At 72.4% G+C, this 15,225-nt stretch carries 16 protein-coding genes and 1 pseudogene; 12 read left to right on the forward strand and 5 right to left on the reverse strand.

Annotated features, from left to right (window positions below; all coding sequences use genetic code 11):
- Positions 1–4 precede the first annotated feature (4 nt).
- Genes ACH4DZ_RS20480 through ACH4DZ_RS20510 form a run of 7 tightly spaced genes read left to right on the forward strand, consistent with a single transcriptional unit; the run spans position 5 to position 3,888 of the window.
- The gene (locus tag ACH4DZ_RS20480; RefSeq protein WP_398288605.1) at positions 5–271 is read left to right on the forward strand and encodes a gas vesicle protein GvpG; all 267 of its coding nucleotides are present in this window, start codon (positions 5–7) and stop codon (positions 269–271) included.
- The gene (locus ACH4DZ_RS20485; protein ID WP_398288606.1) at positions 268–999 is read left to right on the forward strand and encodes a DNA primase; all 732 of its coding nucleotides are present in this window, start codon (positions 268–270) and stop codon (positions 997–999) included. Before ACH4DZ_RS20480 ends, ACH4DZ_RS20485 begins: the two co-directional genes overlap by 4 nt.
- Complete coding sequence (locus ACH4DZ_RS20490; protein WP_398288607.1) at positions 992–2,161, forward strand: SRPBCC family protein; 1,170 nt, start codon at positions 992–994, stop codon at positions 2,159–2,161. The genes ACH4DZ_RS20485 and ACH4DZ_RS20490 overlap by 8 nt, the downstream gene beginning before the upstream one ends.
- Positions 2,158–2,535, forward strand: coding sequence for a gas vesicle protein (locus tag ACH4DZ_RS20495; protein WP_398288608.1), 378 nt, complete (start codon positions 2,158–2,160; stop codon positions 2,533–2,535). The genes ACH4DZ_RS20490 and ACH4DZ_RS20495 overlap by 4 nt, the downstream gene beginning before the upstream one ends.
- Positions 2,532–3,323 (forward strand): GvpL/GvpF family gas vesicle protein, encoded by a 792-nt coding sequence (locus ACH4DZ_RS20500; protein WP_398288609.1) that lies wholly within the window; start codon positions 2,532–2,534, stop codon positions 3,321–3,323. Before ACH4DZ_RS20495 ends, ACH4DZ_RS20500 begins: the two co-directional genes overlap by 4 nt.
- The gene (locus tag ACH4DZ_RS20505) at positions 3,320–3,508 is read left to right on the forward strand and encodes a gas vesicle protein (RefSeq protein ID WP_107016810.1); all 189 of its coding nucleotides are present in this window, start codon (positions 3,320–3,322) and stop codon (positions 3,506–3,508) included. The genes ACH4DZ_RS20500 and ACH4DZ_RS20505 overlap by 4 nt, the downstream gene beginning before the upstream one ends.
- A gap of 41 nt (positions 3,509–3,549) precedes the next feature.
- Positions 3,550–3,888 carry a gas vesicle protein K gene (locus ACH4DZ_RS20510; RefSeq protein ID WP_398288757.1) on the forward strand — a complete coding sequence of 113 codons (339 nt, stop codon included), beginning with the start codon at positions 3,550–3,552 and terminating at the stop codon, positions 3,886–3,888.
- Positions 3,889–4,077: 189 nt separating this feature from the next.
- Here ACH4DZ_RS20510 and ACH4DZ_RS20515 read toward each other — a convergent pair whose 3' ends face one another.
- Both ACH4DZ_RS20515 and ACH4DZ_RS20520 read right to left on the reverse strand, forming a co-directional pair.
- Positions 4,078–4,911, reverse strand: coding sequence for a class I SAM-dependent methyltransferase (locus ACH4DZ_RS20515; protein WP_398288610.1), 834 nt, complete (start codon positions 4,909–4,911; stop codon positions 4,078–4,080).
- Between the two features lie 95 nt (positions 4,912–5,006).
- Entirely contained in the window at positions 5,007–6,497 is a 1,491-nt protein-coding gene (locus tag ACH4DZ_RS20520) for a bifunctional phosphatase PAP2/diacylglycerol kinase family protein (protein ID WP_398288611.1), read from the reverse strand.
- Positions 6,498–6,578: 81 nt separating this feature from the next.
- On the opposite strand from ACH4DZ_RS20520, the gene ACH4DZ_RS20525 reads away from it, so the two are divergent.
- Positions 6,579–8,198 (forward strand): ABC-F family ATP-binding cassette domain-containing protein, encoded by a 1,620-nt coding sequence (locus ACH4DZ_RS20525; RefSeq protein WP_398288612.1) that lies wholly within the window; start codon positions 6,579–6,581, stop codon positions 8,196–8,198.
- Positions 8,199–8,355: 157 nt separating this feature from the next.
- Here the strand turns inward: ACH4DZ_RS20525 and ACH4DZ_RS20530 are convergent, their stop codons facing one another.
- On the reverse strand, positions 8,356–8,745 hold the full coding sequence (locus ACH4DZ_RS20530; protein ID WP_398288613.1) for a DUF2795 domain-containing protein: 390 nt from the start codon (positions 8,743–8,745) through the stop codon (positions 8,356–8,358).
- A 275-nt stretch (positions 8,746–9,020) separates the two neighbouring features.
- Here ACH4DZ_RS20530 and ACH4DZ_RS20535 point away from each other — a divergent pair, with 275 nt between their 5' ends.
- The 4 genes from ACH4DZ_RS20535 to ACH4DZ_RS20550 all read left to right on the forward strand — a co-directional run bounded on the left by ACH4DZ_RS20535 (position 9,021) and on the right by ACH4DZ_RS20550 (position 13,336).
- Entirely contained in the window at positions 9,021–9,815 is a 795-nt protein-coding gene (locus ACH4DZ_RS20535) for an RNA polymerase sigma factor SigF (protein ID WP_398288615.1), read from the forward strand.
- Positions 9,816–10,079: 264 nt separating this feature from the next.
- A complete protein-coding gene (locus ACH4DZ_RS20540) occupies positions 10,080–10,901 on the forward strand; it encodes a hypothetical protein (protein WP_398288617.1) in 822 nt (273 codons plus the stop codon).
- A 159-nt stretch (positions 10,902–11,060) separates the two neighbouring features.
- Positions 11,061–12,302 (forward strand): aminotransferase class I/II-fold pyridoxal phosphate-dependent enzyme, encoded by a 1,242-nt coding sequence (locus ACH4DZ_RS20545; RefSeq protein WP_398288618.1) that lies wholly within the window; start codon positions 11,061–11,063, stop codon positions 12,300–12,302.
- The gene (locus ACH4DZ_RS20550; RefSeq protein ID WP_398288619.1) at positions 12,299–13,336 is read left to right on the forward strand and encodes an MBL fold metallo-hydrolase; all 1,038 of its coding nucleotides are present in this window, start codon (positions 12,299–12,301) and stop codon (positions 13,334–13,336) included. Before ACH4DZ_RS20545 ends, ACH4DZ_RS20550 begins: the two co-directional genes overlap by 4 nt.
- A 348-nt stretch (positions 13,337–13,684) precedes the next feature.
- Here the strand turns inward: ACH4DZ_RS20550 and ACH4DZ_RS20555 are convergent, their stop codons facing one another.
- Both ACH4DZ_RS20555 and ACH4DZ_RS20560 read right to left on the reverse strand, forming a co-directional pair.
- Complete coding sequence (locus ACH4DZ_RS20555; RefSeq protein ID WP_398288621.1) at positions 13,685–14,314, reverse strand: DedA family protein; 630 nt, start codon at positions 14,312–14,314, stop codon at positions 13,685–13,687.
- 71 nt (positions 14,315–14,385) lie between these two features.
- Positions 14,386–15,150 (reverse strand): annotated as a pseudogene (locus ACH4DZ_RS20560) (MBL fold metallo-hydrolase); the annotation flags it as partial.
- Positions 15,151–15,225: the final 75 nt, after the last annotated feature.

Genomic DNA, 15,225 nt, shown 5'->3' on the forward strand with positions numbered 1-15,225 from the left:
TGACATGGGGCTGATCGGAGAGGTCCTGATGCTGCCGTTCGCCCCCGTGCGCGGCAGCCTCTGGGCCATGAAGCAGGTGGTGAACGAGGCCGAGCGTCAGTACTACGACCCGGCGGCGGTCCGCGCCGAGCTCGGCAATCTTGAGGAGCGCCTTGAGGCCGGCGAGATCGACGAAGCGGAGTTCGACCGCATGGAGGACGAGCTCCTCGACAGGCTGGAGATAGCCATGACCAGGAGCACCGGAACAGGCGACAACGGGACTACACGATGAACCGACTAGGGCTTGGCCTCGCCGTAGGGGCCGGATACGTCCTCGGACGTACGAAGAAGATGAAGCTGGCCTTCGCCGTGGGCACCATGGTGGCCGGCAAGCGGATGCACCTCAGCCCGCGGGCGCTCGCGGACCTGGTCTCCACACAGCTGCAGAACAACCCGCAGTTCAAGGAGATCGGCGACCAGCTGCGCGGGGACCTGCGCGGCGTGGGCAAGGCCGCCACCGGAGCACTCGTCGAGCGCCAGATCACCGGCCTCGCCGACCGGCTGCACGGCCGGACCAGCCAGGTGCAGGACCAGCTCGCGGGCGTCGTCCCGGACGCGGTCCCGGACGTGCCCGGGGTCGGCGGCAAGAAGCGCCGCAAGCGGGACGAGGAACCGGACGACGAGTACGACGGCGTCGAGTACGACGACGACGAGTACGAGCAGGACGACGACTCGGACGACTCCGCCCGCGGCACCCGTGACGCGGACGACGACGAGGCGGCCGAGGACGAGGACGACGAGAAGCCGCGGGCGCGCAAGCGGGCTCCCGCGAAGAAGACCGCGAAGGCGCCCGCGAAGAAGGCCGCCGAGAAGCGCAGCCCCGGCAACGAGGCTCCGGCGAAGAAGACGGCGGCCAAGGCCGCGAAGAAGGCCCCGGGCAGGAAGACGGCCGCGGCGAAGACCGCCACGCGCCGCACCACCCGGGCCCGTACGACGAGGGGAGGCGGCGACGATGACTGACACCCTCGGGTCCGCGACCAAGCAGGCCAAGAGCAACCCGTTGACCTCGGTCGCCCAGAGTGAGGCGGTCGACCGGCTCAAGGAAGAAGCCCAGGCGTACCTGGCCGCCCAGGTCCAGCGGGCGCTGGTCGGGGTCGGGACCAAGCTCGGCCAGACGACGGGCAAGCTCAACGACATCGCCTCCGGCGACAGCCCCGGCTTCGCCAAGCTCGCCCTCGACGGCGGCCGCAAGCTGGCCGACGGCAAGGGACCGATGCGTACCGCGCTGGAGCTGGGCGCGGGCAAGGCCAAGGACAGCGTCGTCGGCGCCTTCAAGAACCTGACCGGCGGCAAGGGCAGGCGCAAGGGCGGCGCCGGCAAGAAGCCGACCGTCATCATCGAGTTCATCGACGTCGGCGTGGAGCTGCGCACGGCCTACGACCAGTGGACCCAGTACCAGGACTTCAGCACCTTCGCCAAGGGCGTCAAGAGCGCGAACCGCGCCGACGACACGACGTCCGACTGGCAGATGAAGATCTTCTGGTCCAACCGCAGCTGGAAGGCCCACACCACCGAGCAGGTGGCGGATCAGCGGATCAGCTGGACGTCCGAGGGTGCCAAGGGCACCACGAAGGGTGTCGTCACCTTCCACTCGCTCGCCGAGAACCTCACCCGGGTGCTGCTGGTCATCGAGTACTACCCCAAGGGGCTGTTCGAGAAGACCGGCAACATCTGGCGCGCCCAGGGTCGCAGGGCACGTCTCGACCTGAAGAACTTCGCCCGCTTCATCACCATCAAGGGCGAGGCGGACGACGGCTGGCGCGGTGAGATCCGCGACGGCGAGGTCGTCACGAGCCACGAGGACGCGGTCGCGGAGGAGGAGGAAGCCGAGCAGACCTCCGAGGACGGCACCGAGGACGGCTCCGAGGACGCGGAAGGCTCGGCCGAGGAGGAGGCTCCGGAGAACGAGGAGTCCGCCGAGGACGAGCTGCCCGAGGACGAGGAGGCGTACGAGGACGAGGACGCCCCCGAGGCCGAGTATGAGGACGAGGAGGCCCCGGAGGGCGAGGAGGCCTACGAGGAGGACGCGCCCGAGGCCGAGTACGAGGACGAGGAAGTCCCGGAGGAAGAGGAGGCGGACGAGCGCGAGCGTGAGCCCGCCGGTGGCCGGAGCCGTCGATGACCACGGCTCAGCGCCTGCCCGACCCCTACGGGAGCGGCGGTGGCGCCAACCTCGCGGACATCCTCGAACGGGTCCTGGACAAGGGCATCGTGATCGCGGGTGACATCCGTATCAACCTGCTCGACATCGAACTCCTCACCATCAAGCTGCGGCTCATCGTCGCCTCCGTCGACAAGGCGAAGGAGATGGGCATCGACTGGTGGGAGACCGATCCGCAACTGTCCTCCCGTGCCGGGCGCGACGAACTCGCCCGGGAGAACGCGGAGTTGCGCGCACATGTGGCCGAACTGGAGGGCGCGCGCGGCGAAGTGACCGCAGGCGCGCGTGAACCCTCCCAGAAGTCACAGAAGTCGGAGAAGGAAGCACAAGGATGAGTGGTCTGCGTTATGTGTACGCCGTCTGCCGCCCCTTCGGTACGCCCCTGCCGGCGCAGCTGACAGGGGTGGCCGGCGTGCCGCCCAAGCAGCTGGTCCACGGCGACCTGGTCGCCGTCGTCGGCCAGGTGCCCGAGGAGGACTTCGCGGAGAGGCCGCTGCGGGCCCATCTGGAGGACCTGGACTGGCTCGGCGCGACCGCGCGGGCCCACCAGAACGTGATCGACGCGCTCACCGTCGTCACCTCGCCGCTGCCGCTCCGGCTCGCCACGGTGTTCCGGGACGACAGCGGCGTCCGGTCGATGATGGAGGAGCGGGAGGAGACCTTCCTGCGGACCCTCGACCGGCTCGACGGGCGGGTCGAGTGGGGGGTGAAGGTGTACTCGGAGCCCACGGAGGCGTCCGAGGAGCCCGACCTCTCCGGCGGTACGGGTGCCCGGCCGGCCTCCTCTCCCGGCCGGGCCGGGTCGGGGCGCGACTATCTGCGGCAGCGGCGCAACCAGCGCAAGGAGAGCGAGGAGAAGTGGGAGCGGGCCGAGGAGTTCTCGCGCCGGCTCCACGAGTCCCTTTCCGGGTACGCGGAGGACACCCGGATCCACGCCCCGCAGAACTCGGCGCTCTCCCGTGCGCCCGGCCGGAACATCCTGAACGCCGCCTATCTGGTGCCGCGGACGGAATCCGAGGCGTTCGTGGAACTGGTGGACCGCACGAAGGACGACGCGCCGGGACTGCGTGTCGAACTGACCGGTCCGTGGGCGGCCTACTCGTTCAGCGGGGAGGACGCGTGACCGTCGTGGAACGCCGGGAGGTCGCCCTGGTCGACCTTCTCGACCGGCTGCTCGCGGGCGGGGTCGTCATCACCGGCGACCTCACCCTGCGGATCGCGGACGTCGATCTCGTACGGATCGATCTGAACGCGCTCATCAGCTCGGTGAACGAGAACGTTCCCGCGCCTTGGGAGGAGATGCTGTGAGCGGCGGAGAGGCACTCCAGAGGGTCGTCGACGACGCGGTCCTGGGAACGGGCGCCCCTACCGGGGCCGGGGTCGGGGCCGGTGCCGGGACCGGGAAGAAGGCCGGGCGGAGCCGTCTCGACCTCGAACCGGACACGGTGGAGCGGGACCTGATCAAGCTTGTGCTGACCGTGGTCGAGTTGCTGCGGCAGCTGATGGAACGGCAGGCCGTCCGGCGGTTCGACACGGGGGATCTGTCGGAGGACCAGGAGGAGCGGATCGGGTTGACGCTGATGCTCCTGGACGACCGGATGGCGGAACTGCGTGACCGCTACGGCCTCCGCCCCGAGGACCTGAACCTCGACCTCGGCCCCCTGGGCCCCCTGCTCCCCAGGGAGTAGCCCCGGCCGCGCCCCGGCGGGGGTTGCTCGCGCGGTTCCCCGCGCCCCTGATTCTGCGGGCCGGTGGGGGTTGCTCGCGCAGTTCCCCGCGCCCCTGAAAAGCGGGGCTGCGCCCCGGCTTTTCGCCCTTAAGGGGCGCGGGGAACTGCGCGGCCAGCCCCCACCGGCCCGCAGGTGAAACTCAAGGCATCAAGCCGCCGGCTTGCGGCACAGGAGTTCGCCGTGGAGGACCGCGAACCAGCCGTCCTCCTCCAACCCCCACGCCCGCCATGCGGAGGCAATCCCCTGCAACCGGCCCACCTCGGCGTGACCCCCCTCCACGGCGAGCGCCGCGTACGCGGACGCCACCGTACGGTCCGCCCACAGCCCGCTCCACCAGGCCCGCTCCTCCGCCGTCGAGTAGCACCAGGTACCGGCCGAGGCGGTGAGGTCATCGGCGCGGAAGCCGGCCGCCAGCGCCCACGACTTCAGGCGCCGCCCGGCATCCGGCTCACCCCCGTTCGCGCGCGCCACCCGCTGGTACAGGTCGAGCCAGTCGTCCAGGCCGGGGGACCGCGGATACCAGGTCATCGCCGCGTAGTCCGAGTCCCGGACGGCGACGAGACCGCCCGGCTTCGTGACCCGGTACATCTCCCGCAGCGCCTGCACGGGATCACCCACGTGCTGCAGCACCTGGTGGGCGTGGACGACGCAGAAGCTGTCGTCCGGATACTCCAGCGCGTGCACGTCCGCGACGGCGAAGTCGACGTTCCGCAGGCCCCGTTCGGCCGCCGTGGCGCGCGCCTGGTCCAGGATGCCCGGCGCGTGGTCGACGCCGGTGACCTGGCCGTCCGGGACCAGCCCTGCCAGGTCCGCGGTGATGGTGCCGGGCCCGCAGCCGATGTCCAGGATCCGCATATGGGGCTTGAGCGAGCCGAGGAGGTAGGCCGCCGAGTTGGCGGCCGTGCGCCAGGTGTGCGAGCGCAGCACGGACTCGTGGTGGCCGTGCGTGTACACGGCGGTCTCTTTCGGCACCTTCGACATGGCGGCATCCGTTCACTCGGTACGGGAGTGCCTTCACGCTACGCCGCCATGTCGAAGTATGAGATACGCGTCTTGCGATACGGACTGACGGCTGGTCAGCGCAGGCCGCTCGGGCGGTAGACCGTCAGTGCCTCCGGGAGCTTCTGGATCGTCACATCGCCTTCCACCGGCCTGACTTCGCCGTCGAAGGCCAGCAGCGTGCCCGATTCGACACCCTGCACACGGAGGCCGCCGACGCGAAGGGCCGCGTGCACGGGGGACCGGGTCAGCGGTCCGGCCACGGCCGCGGCCAGCAGGCGTACGGCCGGAAAACGGCCGCCGTGCACGACCCGCACATCGAGGAGACCGTCCGCGAGGTCGTAACGCCGGGCCGGGATCGGCCCCATCCGGTGGTAGGTGCCGTTCCCGGCGAACAGTAGCCACAACGGCCGCTCCCTGCCGTCGAACTCGGCCCGCAACGGGTGCCGGCCTGCGCGCACGACCCGCAAAGTCGCCACCACCCCGGCCGGCCAGCCGCCGATCCGCTTCGACCAGTGGTCCCGCTCGCGCACCAGCTCCGGATAGACGCCCAGGCTGCAGTTGTTGAGGAAGTAGCCCTCCTGGTCACCGGCGGAGTACCGGCCGACGTCCACCCGTACGGCGTCGCCCTCCGTCAGGGCGCGGCTCAGGCCGCGTACGTCCTCCACGCCCAGGTCCTTCGAGAAGTGGTTGAGCGTGCCGCCCGGCAGCACGGCGAGCGGCAGGCCGTGGCGCAGGGCGACCGTGGCGGCCGCGTTGATCGAGCCGTCGCCGCCGCAGACCCCCAGCACCTCGGCGCGGGCCGCGGCCTTCTCCAACTCGGCCCGCAAATACTCCGGTGCGCACTCCACGACCTCGGCGAGCGGCAGGGCGTCCCCGATGGCGCGCATCCGGTCCGCGGTGCCCGCGGAGGTGTTGACCACGAGCACCAGACCCTCCCCGTCCCGCAGCGCGGGCACGTCGGCGCGTGGCCGCCCCGGGGGCGGCAACTGGTCACGCGTCGGCACGAGGCCCCGTACGGCGAAGGCGGCACCCGCGCCGAACGCCGCCCCGGCGAGCACGTCGCTCGGGAAGTGCGCACCCGTGTAGATACGGGACAGGGCCACCGCGGCGGCCACCGGGGCCACCACCGCGCCGAGCGTCCGGGACTCCAGGGCGACGCCCGTCGCGAAGGCCGCCGCCGACGCCGAGTGCCCCGAGGGGAAGGACGTGGTGATCGGCTGCCGCTTCAGCTGCCGCATCACCGGCACGGCGTCGAGCCGTGGGCGCGGGCGGCGCACCGAGCGCTTGCCCACCGTGTTGATCGTGGCCGAGGCCAGGGCCAGCGAGGCGATCCCGCGCACGGCCGCACGGCGCGCCCGTGGCGAGCGGGTCGCCGCGAGGGCCGCAGCCGCGCCGAACCACAGCACCCCGTGGTTCGCGCTGCGGCTCAGCTTCGGCAGTAGCGGGTCGGCGCCCGGCCAGTGGCGGGTCGCGACCGCCTCGAACAGGCGGTGGTCAAGGGCCATCAGCCGGTTCAGCAGGGCATGGCCGGCCCTGGTGGCGGTGAGGTCTACTTCTGCGGTCATGCTCCATCGTCTACCCCACCGGGCCGCCGGCGCGCATATCGGTTTGCCCCGGCGCCCGTCCGCCCCGGACAATGCGCGACCATGGGACATCTCGAAGCCGCGCACCTGGAGTACTACCTCCCCGACGGGAGGGCGCTGCTCGGCGACGTCTCCTTCCGGGTGGGCGAAGGGGCCGTGGTGGCGCTCGTGGGACCCAACGGCGCCGGAAAAACGACACTGCTGCGGCTGATCTCGGGCGAGCTGAAACCGCACGGCGGCACGGTCACGGTGAGCGGCGGACTCGGGGTGATGCGCCAGTTCGTGGGATCCGTACGGGACGAGACGACCGTGCGCGACCTGCTCGTGTCGGTGGCCCAGCCCAGGATCCGCGAGGCCGCCCAGGCCGTGGACCGCGCCGAGCACGGCATCATGACGGTCGACGACGAGGCCGCCCAGCTCCAGTACGCGCAGGCGCTCTCCGACTGGGCCGAGGTCCAGGGGTACGAGGCCGAGACGCTCTGGGACATCTGCACCACGGCCGCGCTCGGCGTCCCGTACGACAAGGCGCAGTTCCGCGAGGTACGGACCCTGTCGGGCGGTGAGCAGAAGCGGCTCGTCCTTGAGGCGCTGCTGCGCGGCTCCGACGAGGTGCTGCTCCTCGACGAGCCGGACAACTACCTCGACGTCCCCGGCAAGCGCTGGCTGGAGGAGAAGCTGCGGGAGACCCGTAAGACGGTCCTGTTCGTCTCCCACGACCGGGAACTGCTCGCCCGTTCCGCCCAGAAGATCGTCAGCGTGGAGCCGGGACCGGCCGGCGCCGACGCCTGGGTGCACGGCGGCGGCTTCGCCACGTACCACGAGGCCCGCCGTGAGCGCTTCGCGCGCTTCGAGGAGCTGCGGCGGCGCTGGGACGAGAAGCACGCCCAGCTGAAGAAGCTCGTACTGAACCTGCGCCAGGCCGCCTCGATCAGCCATGAGCTGGCCTCGCGCTACCAGGCCGCGCAGACCAGACTGCGCAAGTTCGAGGAGGCCGGGCCGCCGCCGGAGCCGCCGCGCGAGCAGGACATCACGATGCGCCTGCACGGCGGACGCACCGGCATACGGGCCGTGACCTGCAAGGGGCTCGAACTGACCGGGCTGATGAAACCCTTCGACCTGGAGGTCTTCTACGGCGAACGGGTCGCCGTCCTCGGCTCGAACGGCTCGGGCAAGTCGCACTTCCTGCGGCTGCTGGCGGGCGGCGACGTGGCGCACACGGGGGAGTGGAAGCTCGGCGCGCGGGTCGTGGCCGGTCACTTCGCCCAGACCCACGCGCATCCCGAGCTGCAGGGACGCGCGCTGCTCGACATCCTGTGGAGCGAGCACTCCCAGGACAGGGGCGCGGCGATGTCCCGGCTGCGGCGGTACGAGCTGACGGCCCAGGCGGAGCAGCGGTTCGACCGGCTGTCCGGTGGCCAGCAGGCCCGCTTCCAGATCCTCCTGCTCGAACTGGAGGGGTCCACGGCCCTGCTCCTCGACGAGCCGACGGACAACCTCGACCTGGAGTCGGCGGAGGCCCTTCAGGAAGGGCTTGAGGCGTATCAGGGCACGGTGCTGGCCGTCACCCACGACCGGTGGTTCGCCCGCGAGTTCGACCGGTATCTGGTGTTCGGGAGCGACGGGCGGGTGCGGGAGACGGCGGAGCCGGTGTGGGACGAACGCCGGGTCGAGCGTTCGCGCTAGCGCTTGCGCTTGCGCTTCGCTGGATGGGGCGGGGTCGACCGGTTGTGTTGCGGGTGCGGGGCGGTGGGGGCTTGTCGCGCAGTTCCCCGCGCCCCTAAAGATGCGCCGTTCCCCGCGCCCCTGGACAGGGGCGCGGGGAACGGCGCATCTCTGGCGGTCAGGTCTCCGGCGTGGCGGAACGCACGAGGGCCTCGGCCAGTTCCTGGGCGTTGGCGTAACGCGCGTCCTCCGGCAGCCGTTCCAGCGGCTCGACCAGCGTGTCCGGCGCGTACTGGTCGCGCAGGACACCGATCAGCTCCCGCGGCCCCGCGGGGAACGACGTACGGCCCAGACTCCGCGCCAGTTCGAGGCGCACGGCCGCCACGGTCGTGCTGCCCGCGCCCGGCCGTACCGGGCCGCCGGCAACCGGCGGATCGTCGTCGGCGACCGGTTCCGGGTCGTGCCACTCCTCCGCCCGGGTCGGATGGCCCGACCTCAGCAGGCCCTGCAGTTCGTGCTTCATCTCCTCGTCCCGGTGGGCGCTGAGGCGGTTGCTGCCTCGCTCCATGTGTCCCTCCAGATGTTCGGGGTGACCCTCGCGTACCCGAGCCCCGAACATCGACACGAGGTCTTCGGGTCATGGTGCGACCCGGCCCGACCGGTCCCGGCACCCGCGTGTTTGCCCCGTGGAACCCGGGGCAGGCGAACACCCAGTGCTTCGGACAGGAGGCACGTCCGTGAGAGTGGTGTGTTCCCCGCCCACGGGTGTGCCCGTCCGGCTCAGGGTGCGCTCCCACGGTTGCCCGCCCGATCAGAGCACCCCTCAAGGGAGTTGCAGTCATCATGCGAACTCACGCGAGCGCCAGGCACCATCCGCACGACGACGCCCCCGACACCGCGGAGGACTTCCGCACACTCGCCTCGCTGCCTCCGGGCCATCTGCGCGACACCCTCCGCGACCGGATCATCGAAGCCTGGCTGCCCATGGCGGAGCGGCTGGCCGGCCGGTTCCGCAGCCGCGGTGAGAACTTCGAGGACCTGCGGCAGGTCGCGGCGCTCGGTCTGGTCAAGGCCGTCGACCGGTACGACCCCGAGCGCGGCAACGCCTTCGAGAGCTACGCCGTGCCGACCGTCACCGGTGAGATCAAGCGTCACTTCCGTGATCACATGTGGACCCTGCATGTGCCGCGCCGGGTCCAGGACCTGCGTAACCGCGTCCGCTTCGCGCGTCAGGAGCTGTCCCAGACCATCTCCGGCCGGCAGCCCACGGTCGAGGAGATCGCCGAGCACGCGCAGATGAGCGAGGACGACGTACGCACCGGTCTGGAGGCGCTGGAGAGCTTCACGGCCCTCTCGCTGGACGCCGAACTGCCGGGCAGCGAGGACGGCTACTCCCTGAGCGATGCGCTCGGCTCCGCCGACCCGGCCCTCGACATAGTGATCGACCGCGAGTCGGTCAAGCCGCGTTTGGAGGCCCTGTCCGAACGCGAACGGGCCATCCTCTACATGCGCTTCTTCAGCGACATGACCCAGAGCCGTATCGCCGAACAGCTCGGCATCTCCCAGATGCATGTCTCCCGGCTGATCAGCCGCTGCTGCGACCGGCTGCGGGACCAGGTCATGCAGGACGTCGCGTGACCGTCGTGTGGCATCTCTGACAGGTGTGTGGCATCTCGTGCGCCAGGACGTCTGACGTCTTAGGCGCTCTTCCGACGCCTTCGGCACAGGTACGTGCCGTTTCACCCGCTCGGGCGTCCGCGTGGCACGAATGGTGTCCGGCCGCGCGCGCCCCGGGCGGGGCCGGGCTCTGATGGGCTGCGGGGCATGCCGGTCGTGCCCCGCCTCCGCCGCCGTACCCGGGCGTGGGGGTCCCCAGCCGACGGCCGAAGGAGACCGAGCCCCATGCCGCTGAGCCGTACCGCTCGCGCACTGTCCGCCACCGCCTTCACCACCCTCGTACTCGGCACCGCCGCGACGGCCGCGTCCGCGAACCCGGGGGCCGAGGTCAGCCCGCGCACGGTGGCCCCCGGCGGCAGCGTCACCGTCTCCGTCACCTGCGAAGCGGTGGGCGGACACCCGCCCGGGACCGTCGACGCCACCTCCGAGGCCTTCGAGCACGACACCGTGCAACTGCACAGGACCGGGCACTCCGGACACTCCGGACGCAAGGACGACCCCGCCGGAACGGACGACCCCGACGGCATGGACGACCTCACCGGGATGGACGACCCGGCGGGCGTCGAGGATCCGGCCGGCATGGGTGACGAGGACCCGGTGGGCCCGGACGACGTGGGCCCGCCGGCCGTCCCCGAGGAGCCCGCGGGCGCCGGCGAGCCGGGAGGCCGGGACGACCCCGCGGGCAAGGAGGAGGCGCGGGGCGGCCTCACCTACAGCGGCACCGCCCGTATCGCGCCGGCCGCGGACTTCGAGGCGGGCGGCGGCCCGGGCGGCAACGGCAGGACCTCCGAGTGGCGGGCCGAGGGCGTCTGCCCCGCGGCGCCCGGCGGCCGGGGCAAGGAGTGGAGCGCGCCCTTCACGGTGTCCCTCGGCGCGTCCCACGACAGCTCGCACGGCACGCGGGTCCCGCACGGCGTGCACGCGGGAGAGGGCGGCACCTTCAACGATTCCCCGGCCGCCCTCGTGTCCGGCGGTGTCCTCATCGCGGGCGCGCTCGGCGCCGCCGTCCACAAACTGCGCCACCGGGAGTCGTCGCCGAACGGCTGAGTTGCGAAGCGGATCACCGGGTACGGGGAGCCCAGAAGCACGGACCCCGCCGAAGCACGGACCCCGCCGAAGCACAGACCTCGACGGGCCCCAGGAGCACGACGGCACCGTGGGAATCCGGACCGGCGGGTCCAGGGAGCACTGCGCGGAGGTACACAGATGCGGCGGACCGAGCCGGAAGGGCACGGACCTGTCCGTTACGGCCCACCCCTCCCGGGCCACGGCCTGCCGCCACCACCCGGACTCGTCGCCGCGGCGAACGGCACGCACACCGAACCGACCGGCGGGAGCGCCGCCCTCCTGGACGCGGCCCGCGGCTACTGGACCCGGCGCGGACTGCCCGCCGACCGCGACCGGACCGTCGCGGCGCCCGGCGCCCCCGCCCTGCTCCTCGCGCTGACCGCGGCACTCGGCGGTGACGTGCTGGTGCCGCGCCCCTGCGCGGCCTGGTGGACGCCGCAGGCCCGTCTGCTGGGCGCGTCCGTCTTCCCGGTGGGCACGCCCGCCGAGTGCGGCGGCGTCCCGGACCCGTACGCCCTCCTGGAGACCGTGCGCCGGGTGCGTGCCGAGGGCGGCGATCCGCGGCTGCTCGTCCTGTCCGTGGCCGACGATCCCGCCGCGACCGTCGCGCCGCCCGAGCTGGTCCACGAGACCGTCGAGGCCGCCGCGGGCGAGGGTCTGCACGTGGTCAGCGACGAGACCTGGCGCGACACGCTGCACGAGCCGCAGGACACCGTGCTGATCGGCCCCGCCGAGATGCTGCCGGACCGGGTCACGGTCCTGACCGACCTCTGCGGCCCGTTCCTCCCGGCCGGCTGGCCCGCCGCGATCGCCCGCTTCCCCGGCAACGACACCGGCACGCTGCTGCGCGACCGCGTCCTCGACGTCCTCACCGCCCTCGACGCCCGGATCGCCGCGCCGGTCGCCTCGGCCGCCGCGTACGCGCTCGGCGAACCCGACGAGATCACGCACCGCCTCGCCGCGTCCGTAACGCTGCACGCGCGCGTGGCCGCCGCCGCGCACCGGGCGCTCACCGCGGCGGGTGCCCTCGTCCGGCCCCCTCGGGCGGGGCGCCACCTGTACGCCGACCTCGGTCCGCTGCGGTCCGCGCTCGGCGCGCTCGGGGTCGGTGACGCGCAGGAACTGGAGGACTTCCTCAGCGTCCGCCTGGGCATGCCGACGCCCGGCGGACACCGCTTCGGGGACGACCTCGGCGCCCTGCGCGTACGGCTGTGCACCGGACCGTTCCTCGGCACAACCGACGACGAGCGCATGGCGTCTCTTCTGTCACCGGAACCCCTGGAACTGCCCCATGTGAGAAGCAAGTTGAGTCTGCTGGGATCGACCTTCGACGATCTCCGCGACGACGATGACGCTCGGCGACGGGAGTCCCCTCGATGACGCAGCAGCCCGAGTCGGCCACGACCACCACGACGACCACGACCTCCGCCCCACCTGATGCCGGAGGGCCGCTCGCCGAGCCGAGGCCGCTCGGTGAACGGCGGGTCTGGCCCCGCTCCTTCGCCGGGCGGCTCACCGCACCGCTGCCCGGCCTCAGCGGCTTCGCGCGGTTCGCCCGCGAGGGGGCGCTGCGACCGGGTCCCGAAGGGCTCACCGACATTCCCCGACTTCCTTACGAGCCGGGCCCGTTGCCGCGGGTCGACTCCGACACGGTCGCCGTCTCCTGGGCGGGGCACGCCAGTTGGGTGGTCCGGATCGGTGGCCTCACGGTGCTCACCGACCCGGTCTGGTCCCGCAGGATCCTCGGAACGCCCGCCCGGATCACCCCGGTCGGGGTGCCCTGGAGCGCGCTGCCGCGTATCGACGCGGTCGTCATCTCCCACAACCACTACGACCATCTGGACGCGCCGACCCTGCGCCGGCTTCCGCGTGACACACCGGTGTTCGTCCCGGCGGGCCTCGGCCGGTGGTTCCGGCGCCGCCGCTTCACGCGGGTGACCGAGCTGGACTGGTGGGAGGCGGCCGAACTCCGCGGTGTCCGCCTGGACTTCGTGCCGGCCCACCACTGGTCCAAGCGCGGCCTCCACGACACGTGCCGCACGTTGTGGGGCGGTTGGGTGCTGACCGCGTCCGACGGCAGACGGGTGTACTTCGCGGGGGACACGGGGTACGGGCACTGGTTCGCCCGGATCGGCGCGCGCTATCCCGGCATCGATCTGGCGCTGCTGCCGATCGGCGCGTACGACCCGCGGTGGTGGCTGAGCGATGTGCACTGCGATCCGGAGGACGCGGTACGGGCGGCTCAGGACCTCGGTGCCCGTCGGATGGCTCCCATGCACTGGGCCACCTTCGTCCTGTCGGCCGAGCCCGTGATGGAACCGCTCACGCGCGTCCGTACGGCCTGGGAGGGGGCGGGCCTGCCCCGGGACAACCTGTGGGACCTCCCGGTGGGCGCCTCCCGAATCCTGCCGTGACCGTCCCTTCGGGGCCCCGCAAGGGGCGCGGGGAACTGCGCGGCCAGCCACGACGTGCCCGCGGCTGCATGACGGCGTCGCAGGGTGGCTTGCTGCTGTCGGCGCGCTGCGGGCCGGTGGGGGCGGGCCGCGCAGTTCTCCGCGCCCTTGAAGGGCGCGCGGCCCCTGTCGGCGGGGGCCACACGCGCCTGCCGTGACCGTCCAGCCGGGCCCTGTCAGGGGCGCGGGGAACTGCGCGGCCGGCCACGACGGACCCGCAGGTTCAGGACGGTCCTGTGCAGGGTGGTTTGTGCGCTGCGGGCCGGTGGGGGCTGGTCGCGCCGTTCCCCGCGCCCCTGGCGGGGCGCCCTAGCGGGCGGCCGCGCTGCGGACGCGGCGCCACAGCGTCGGGGCCAGGCTGAGGAGCACGGTCAGGAGGACCGCCGCGAGCACGCCCTCCCACGGTTCCTTGAACAGGGAACCGCCCAGCACCCCGATGAGCTGGTACGTCGCGGCCCACGCGAGGCAGGCCGGCGCGTTGCCGTGGGCGAACCGGCGCATCGGCCACTTCGCCATCAGACAGGCGAGCATCACCGGGATGCGCCCCGCGGGGACCAGCCGGGACAGCACCAGCACCGCGACCCCGTGGTCGGCGAGCTTCCCCTGCGCCTGGGCGAGCCGGTCCTCGGGCGCGCGGTCGCGGATCGCCGCGAGCCAGCGTGAGCCGTTCTTCGACTTCATGCCGCGTCGCCCGAGCCAGTACAGCGCCATGTCCCCGAGGAACGCGGCCAGCGCCGACACCACGAAGACCATCAGCATCGAGAAGGGCGCCGCCTGGTGGACGGCCACCACGGCCGCCGAACTCACCAGCGCACCCGTGGGAATGACCGGTACCAGCGCGCCGATCAGCACCAGCAAAAACAGCGACGGATAACCGAGCGCCTGCTGAGTGGCCACAGTCGGCACGGTCGTGACCGCGACGGCGAGCACAGGTCTCACCGGGTCCCGCCCTCCCGCTCGTCGTCGCCCCGACCAGCCGGTGCGTCCCCAGGGAAGGACCGGTACCCAACGATCCCGGGTCGCACACTTTCGCCCTGGTCGAGCTGGTGCACGGTCACGCCGGGCGCGCGCTCGGCGGCCAGGCGCACGAACTCGGCGCCCGGTGCGTGGAATTCATGGGGGCGCACGGAATCCATCCCGATGGGCCAGAACGTGCCGTAGTGCACCGGCACCGCGCTGCCGGGGCGCAGCAGGGCCAGCGCGTCGGCCGCCCGGCCCGCGTCCAGGTGCCCCTCGCCCAGGTGCGGCCCCCAGCCGCCGACCGGCAGCAGCGCCACGTCGACCGGTCCGACCTCCTCGGCCATCGACTCGAACAGCCCGGTGTCCCCGGCGAAGTATGTCCGGGACTCACCCTCGATCACATAGCCGAGGGCGGGCGCGCGATGCGGCCCGACCGGCAGCCGCCGCCCGTCGTGCCGAGCGGAGACGACCCGTACGACCAGGTCACCGATCCGGACCCGGTCGCCCGGCGCCACTTCGGTGAGCTCCAGTCCGTCGAGCCTGCGCAGTCCTGGGACCGCCCGCCGGGCACCGCGCGGCACCAGCAACCGGGTGCCCGGGGCGAGCCGGGACAGCGACGGGATGTGCAGATGGTCGGCGTGCAGATGCGAGACGAGCGTCACATCGGCCACCCCCGCCACGGCCGACGGGGGCGCGCCCCGGCGCCTGCGCAGATGCGCGAGCCGGCGTGCGAAGAGCGGGTCCGTGAGCACGCGCACTCCCGAGTCCTCGACCGTGCAGGTGGCGTGACCCCACCAAGTGATCTCCACCGGCACTCCTTTGCCTCCTTCGCGCGACTCCCCCCGAGCGTACGGGCAGGAGTAGGGTCGGCGACGAAACCCGGAGGTGAG

Origin of the sequence: Streptomyces sp. NPDC017991, from assembly GCF_044328075.1 — a bacterium.
Lineage (GTDB): Bacteria > Actinomycetota > Actinomycetes > Streptomycetales > Streptomycetaceae > Streptomyces.

Excerpts from the sequence above, each read along its gene's own strand:
- ACH4DZ_RS20480 (WP_398288605.1), top strand. The coding sequence starts at position 5 with ATGGGGCTGATCGGAGAGGTCCTGATGCTGCCGTTCGCCCCCGTGCGC.
- ACH4DZ_RS20485 (WP_398288606.1), top strand. The coding sequence starts at position 268 with ATGAACCGACTAGGGCTTGGCCTCGCCGTAGGGGCCGGATACGTCCTC.
- ACH4DZ_RS20490 (WP_398288607.1), top strand. The coding sequence starts at position 992 with ATGACTGACACCCTCGGGTCCGCGACCAAGCAGGCCAAGAGCAACCCG.
- ACH4DZ_RS20495 (WP_398288608.1), top strand. The coding sequence starts at position 2,158 with ATGACCACGGCTCAGCGCCTGCCCGACCCCTACGGGAGCGGCGGTGGC.
- ACH4DZ_RS20500 (WP_398288609.1), top strand. The coding sequence starts at position 2,532 with ATGAGTGGTCTGCGTTATGTGTACGCCGTCTGCCGCCCCTTCGGTACG.
- ACH4DZ_RS20515 (WP_398288610.1), bottom strand. The coding sequence starts at position 4,911 with ATGTCGAAGGTGCCGAAAGAGACCGCCGTGTACACGCACGGCCACCAC.
- ACH4DZ_RS20520 (WP_398288611.1), bottom strand. The coding sequence starts at position 6,497 with ATGACCGCAGAAGTAGACCTCACCGCCACCAGGGCCGGCCATGCCCTG.
- ACH4DZ_RS20525 (WP_398288612.1), top strand. The coding sequence starts at position 6,579 with ATGGGACATCTCGAAGCCGCGCACCTGGAGTACTACCTCCCCGACGGG.
- ACH4DZ_RS20530 (WP_398288613.1), bottom strand. The coding sequence starts at position 8,745 with ATGGAGCGAGGCAGCAACCGCCTCAGCGCCCACCGGGACGAGGAGATG.
- ACH4DZ_RS20535 (WP_398288615.1), top strand. The coding sequence starts at position 9,021 with ATGCGAACTCACGCGAGCGCCAGGCACCATCCGCACGACGACGCCCCC.
- ACH4DZ_RS20540 (WP_398288617.1), top strand. The coding sequence starts at position 10,080 with ATGCCGCTGAGCCGTACCGCTCGCGCACTGTCCGCCACCGCCTTCACC.
- ACH4DZ_RS20545 (WP_398288618.1), top strand. The coding sequence starts at position 11,061 with ATGCGGCGGACCGAGCCGGAAGGGCACGGACCTGTCCGTTACGGCCCA.
- ACH4DZ_RS20550 (WP_398288619.1), top strand. The coding sequence starts at position 12,299 with ATGACGCAGCAGCCCGAGTCGGCCACGACCACCACGACGACCACGACC.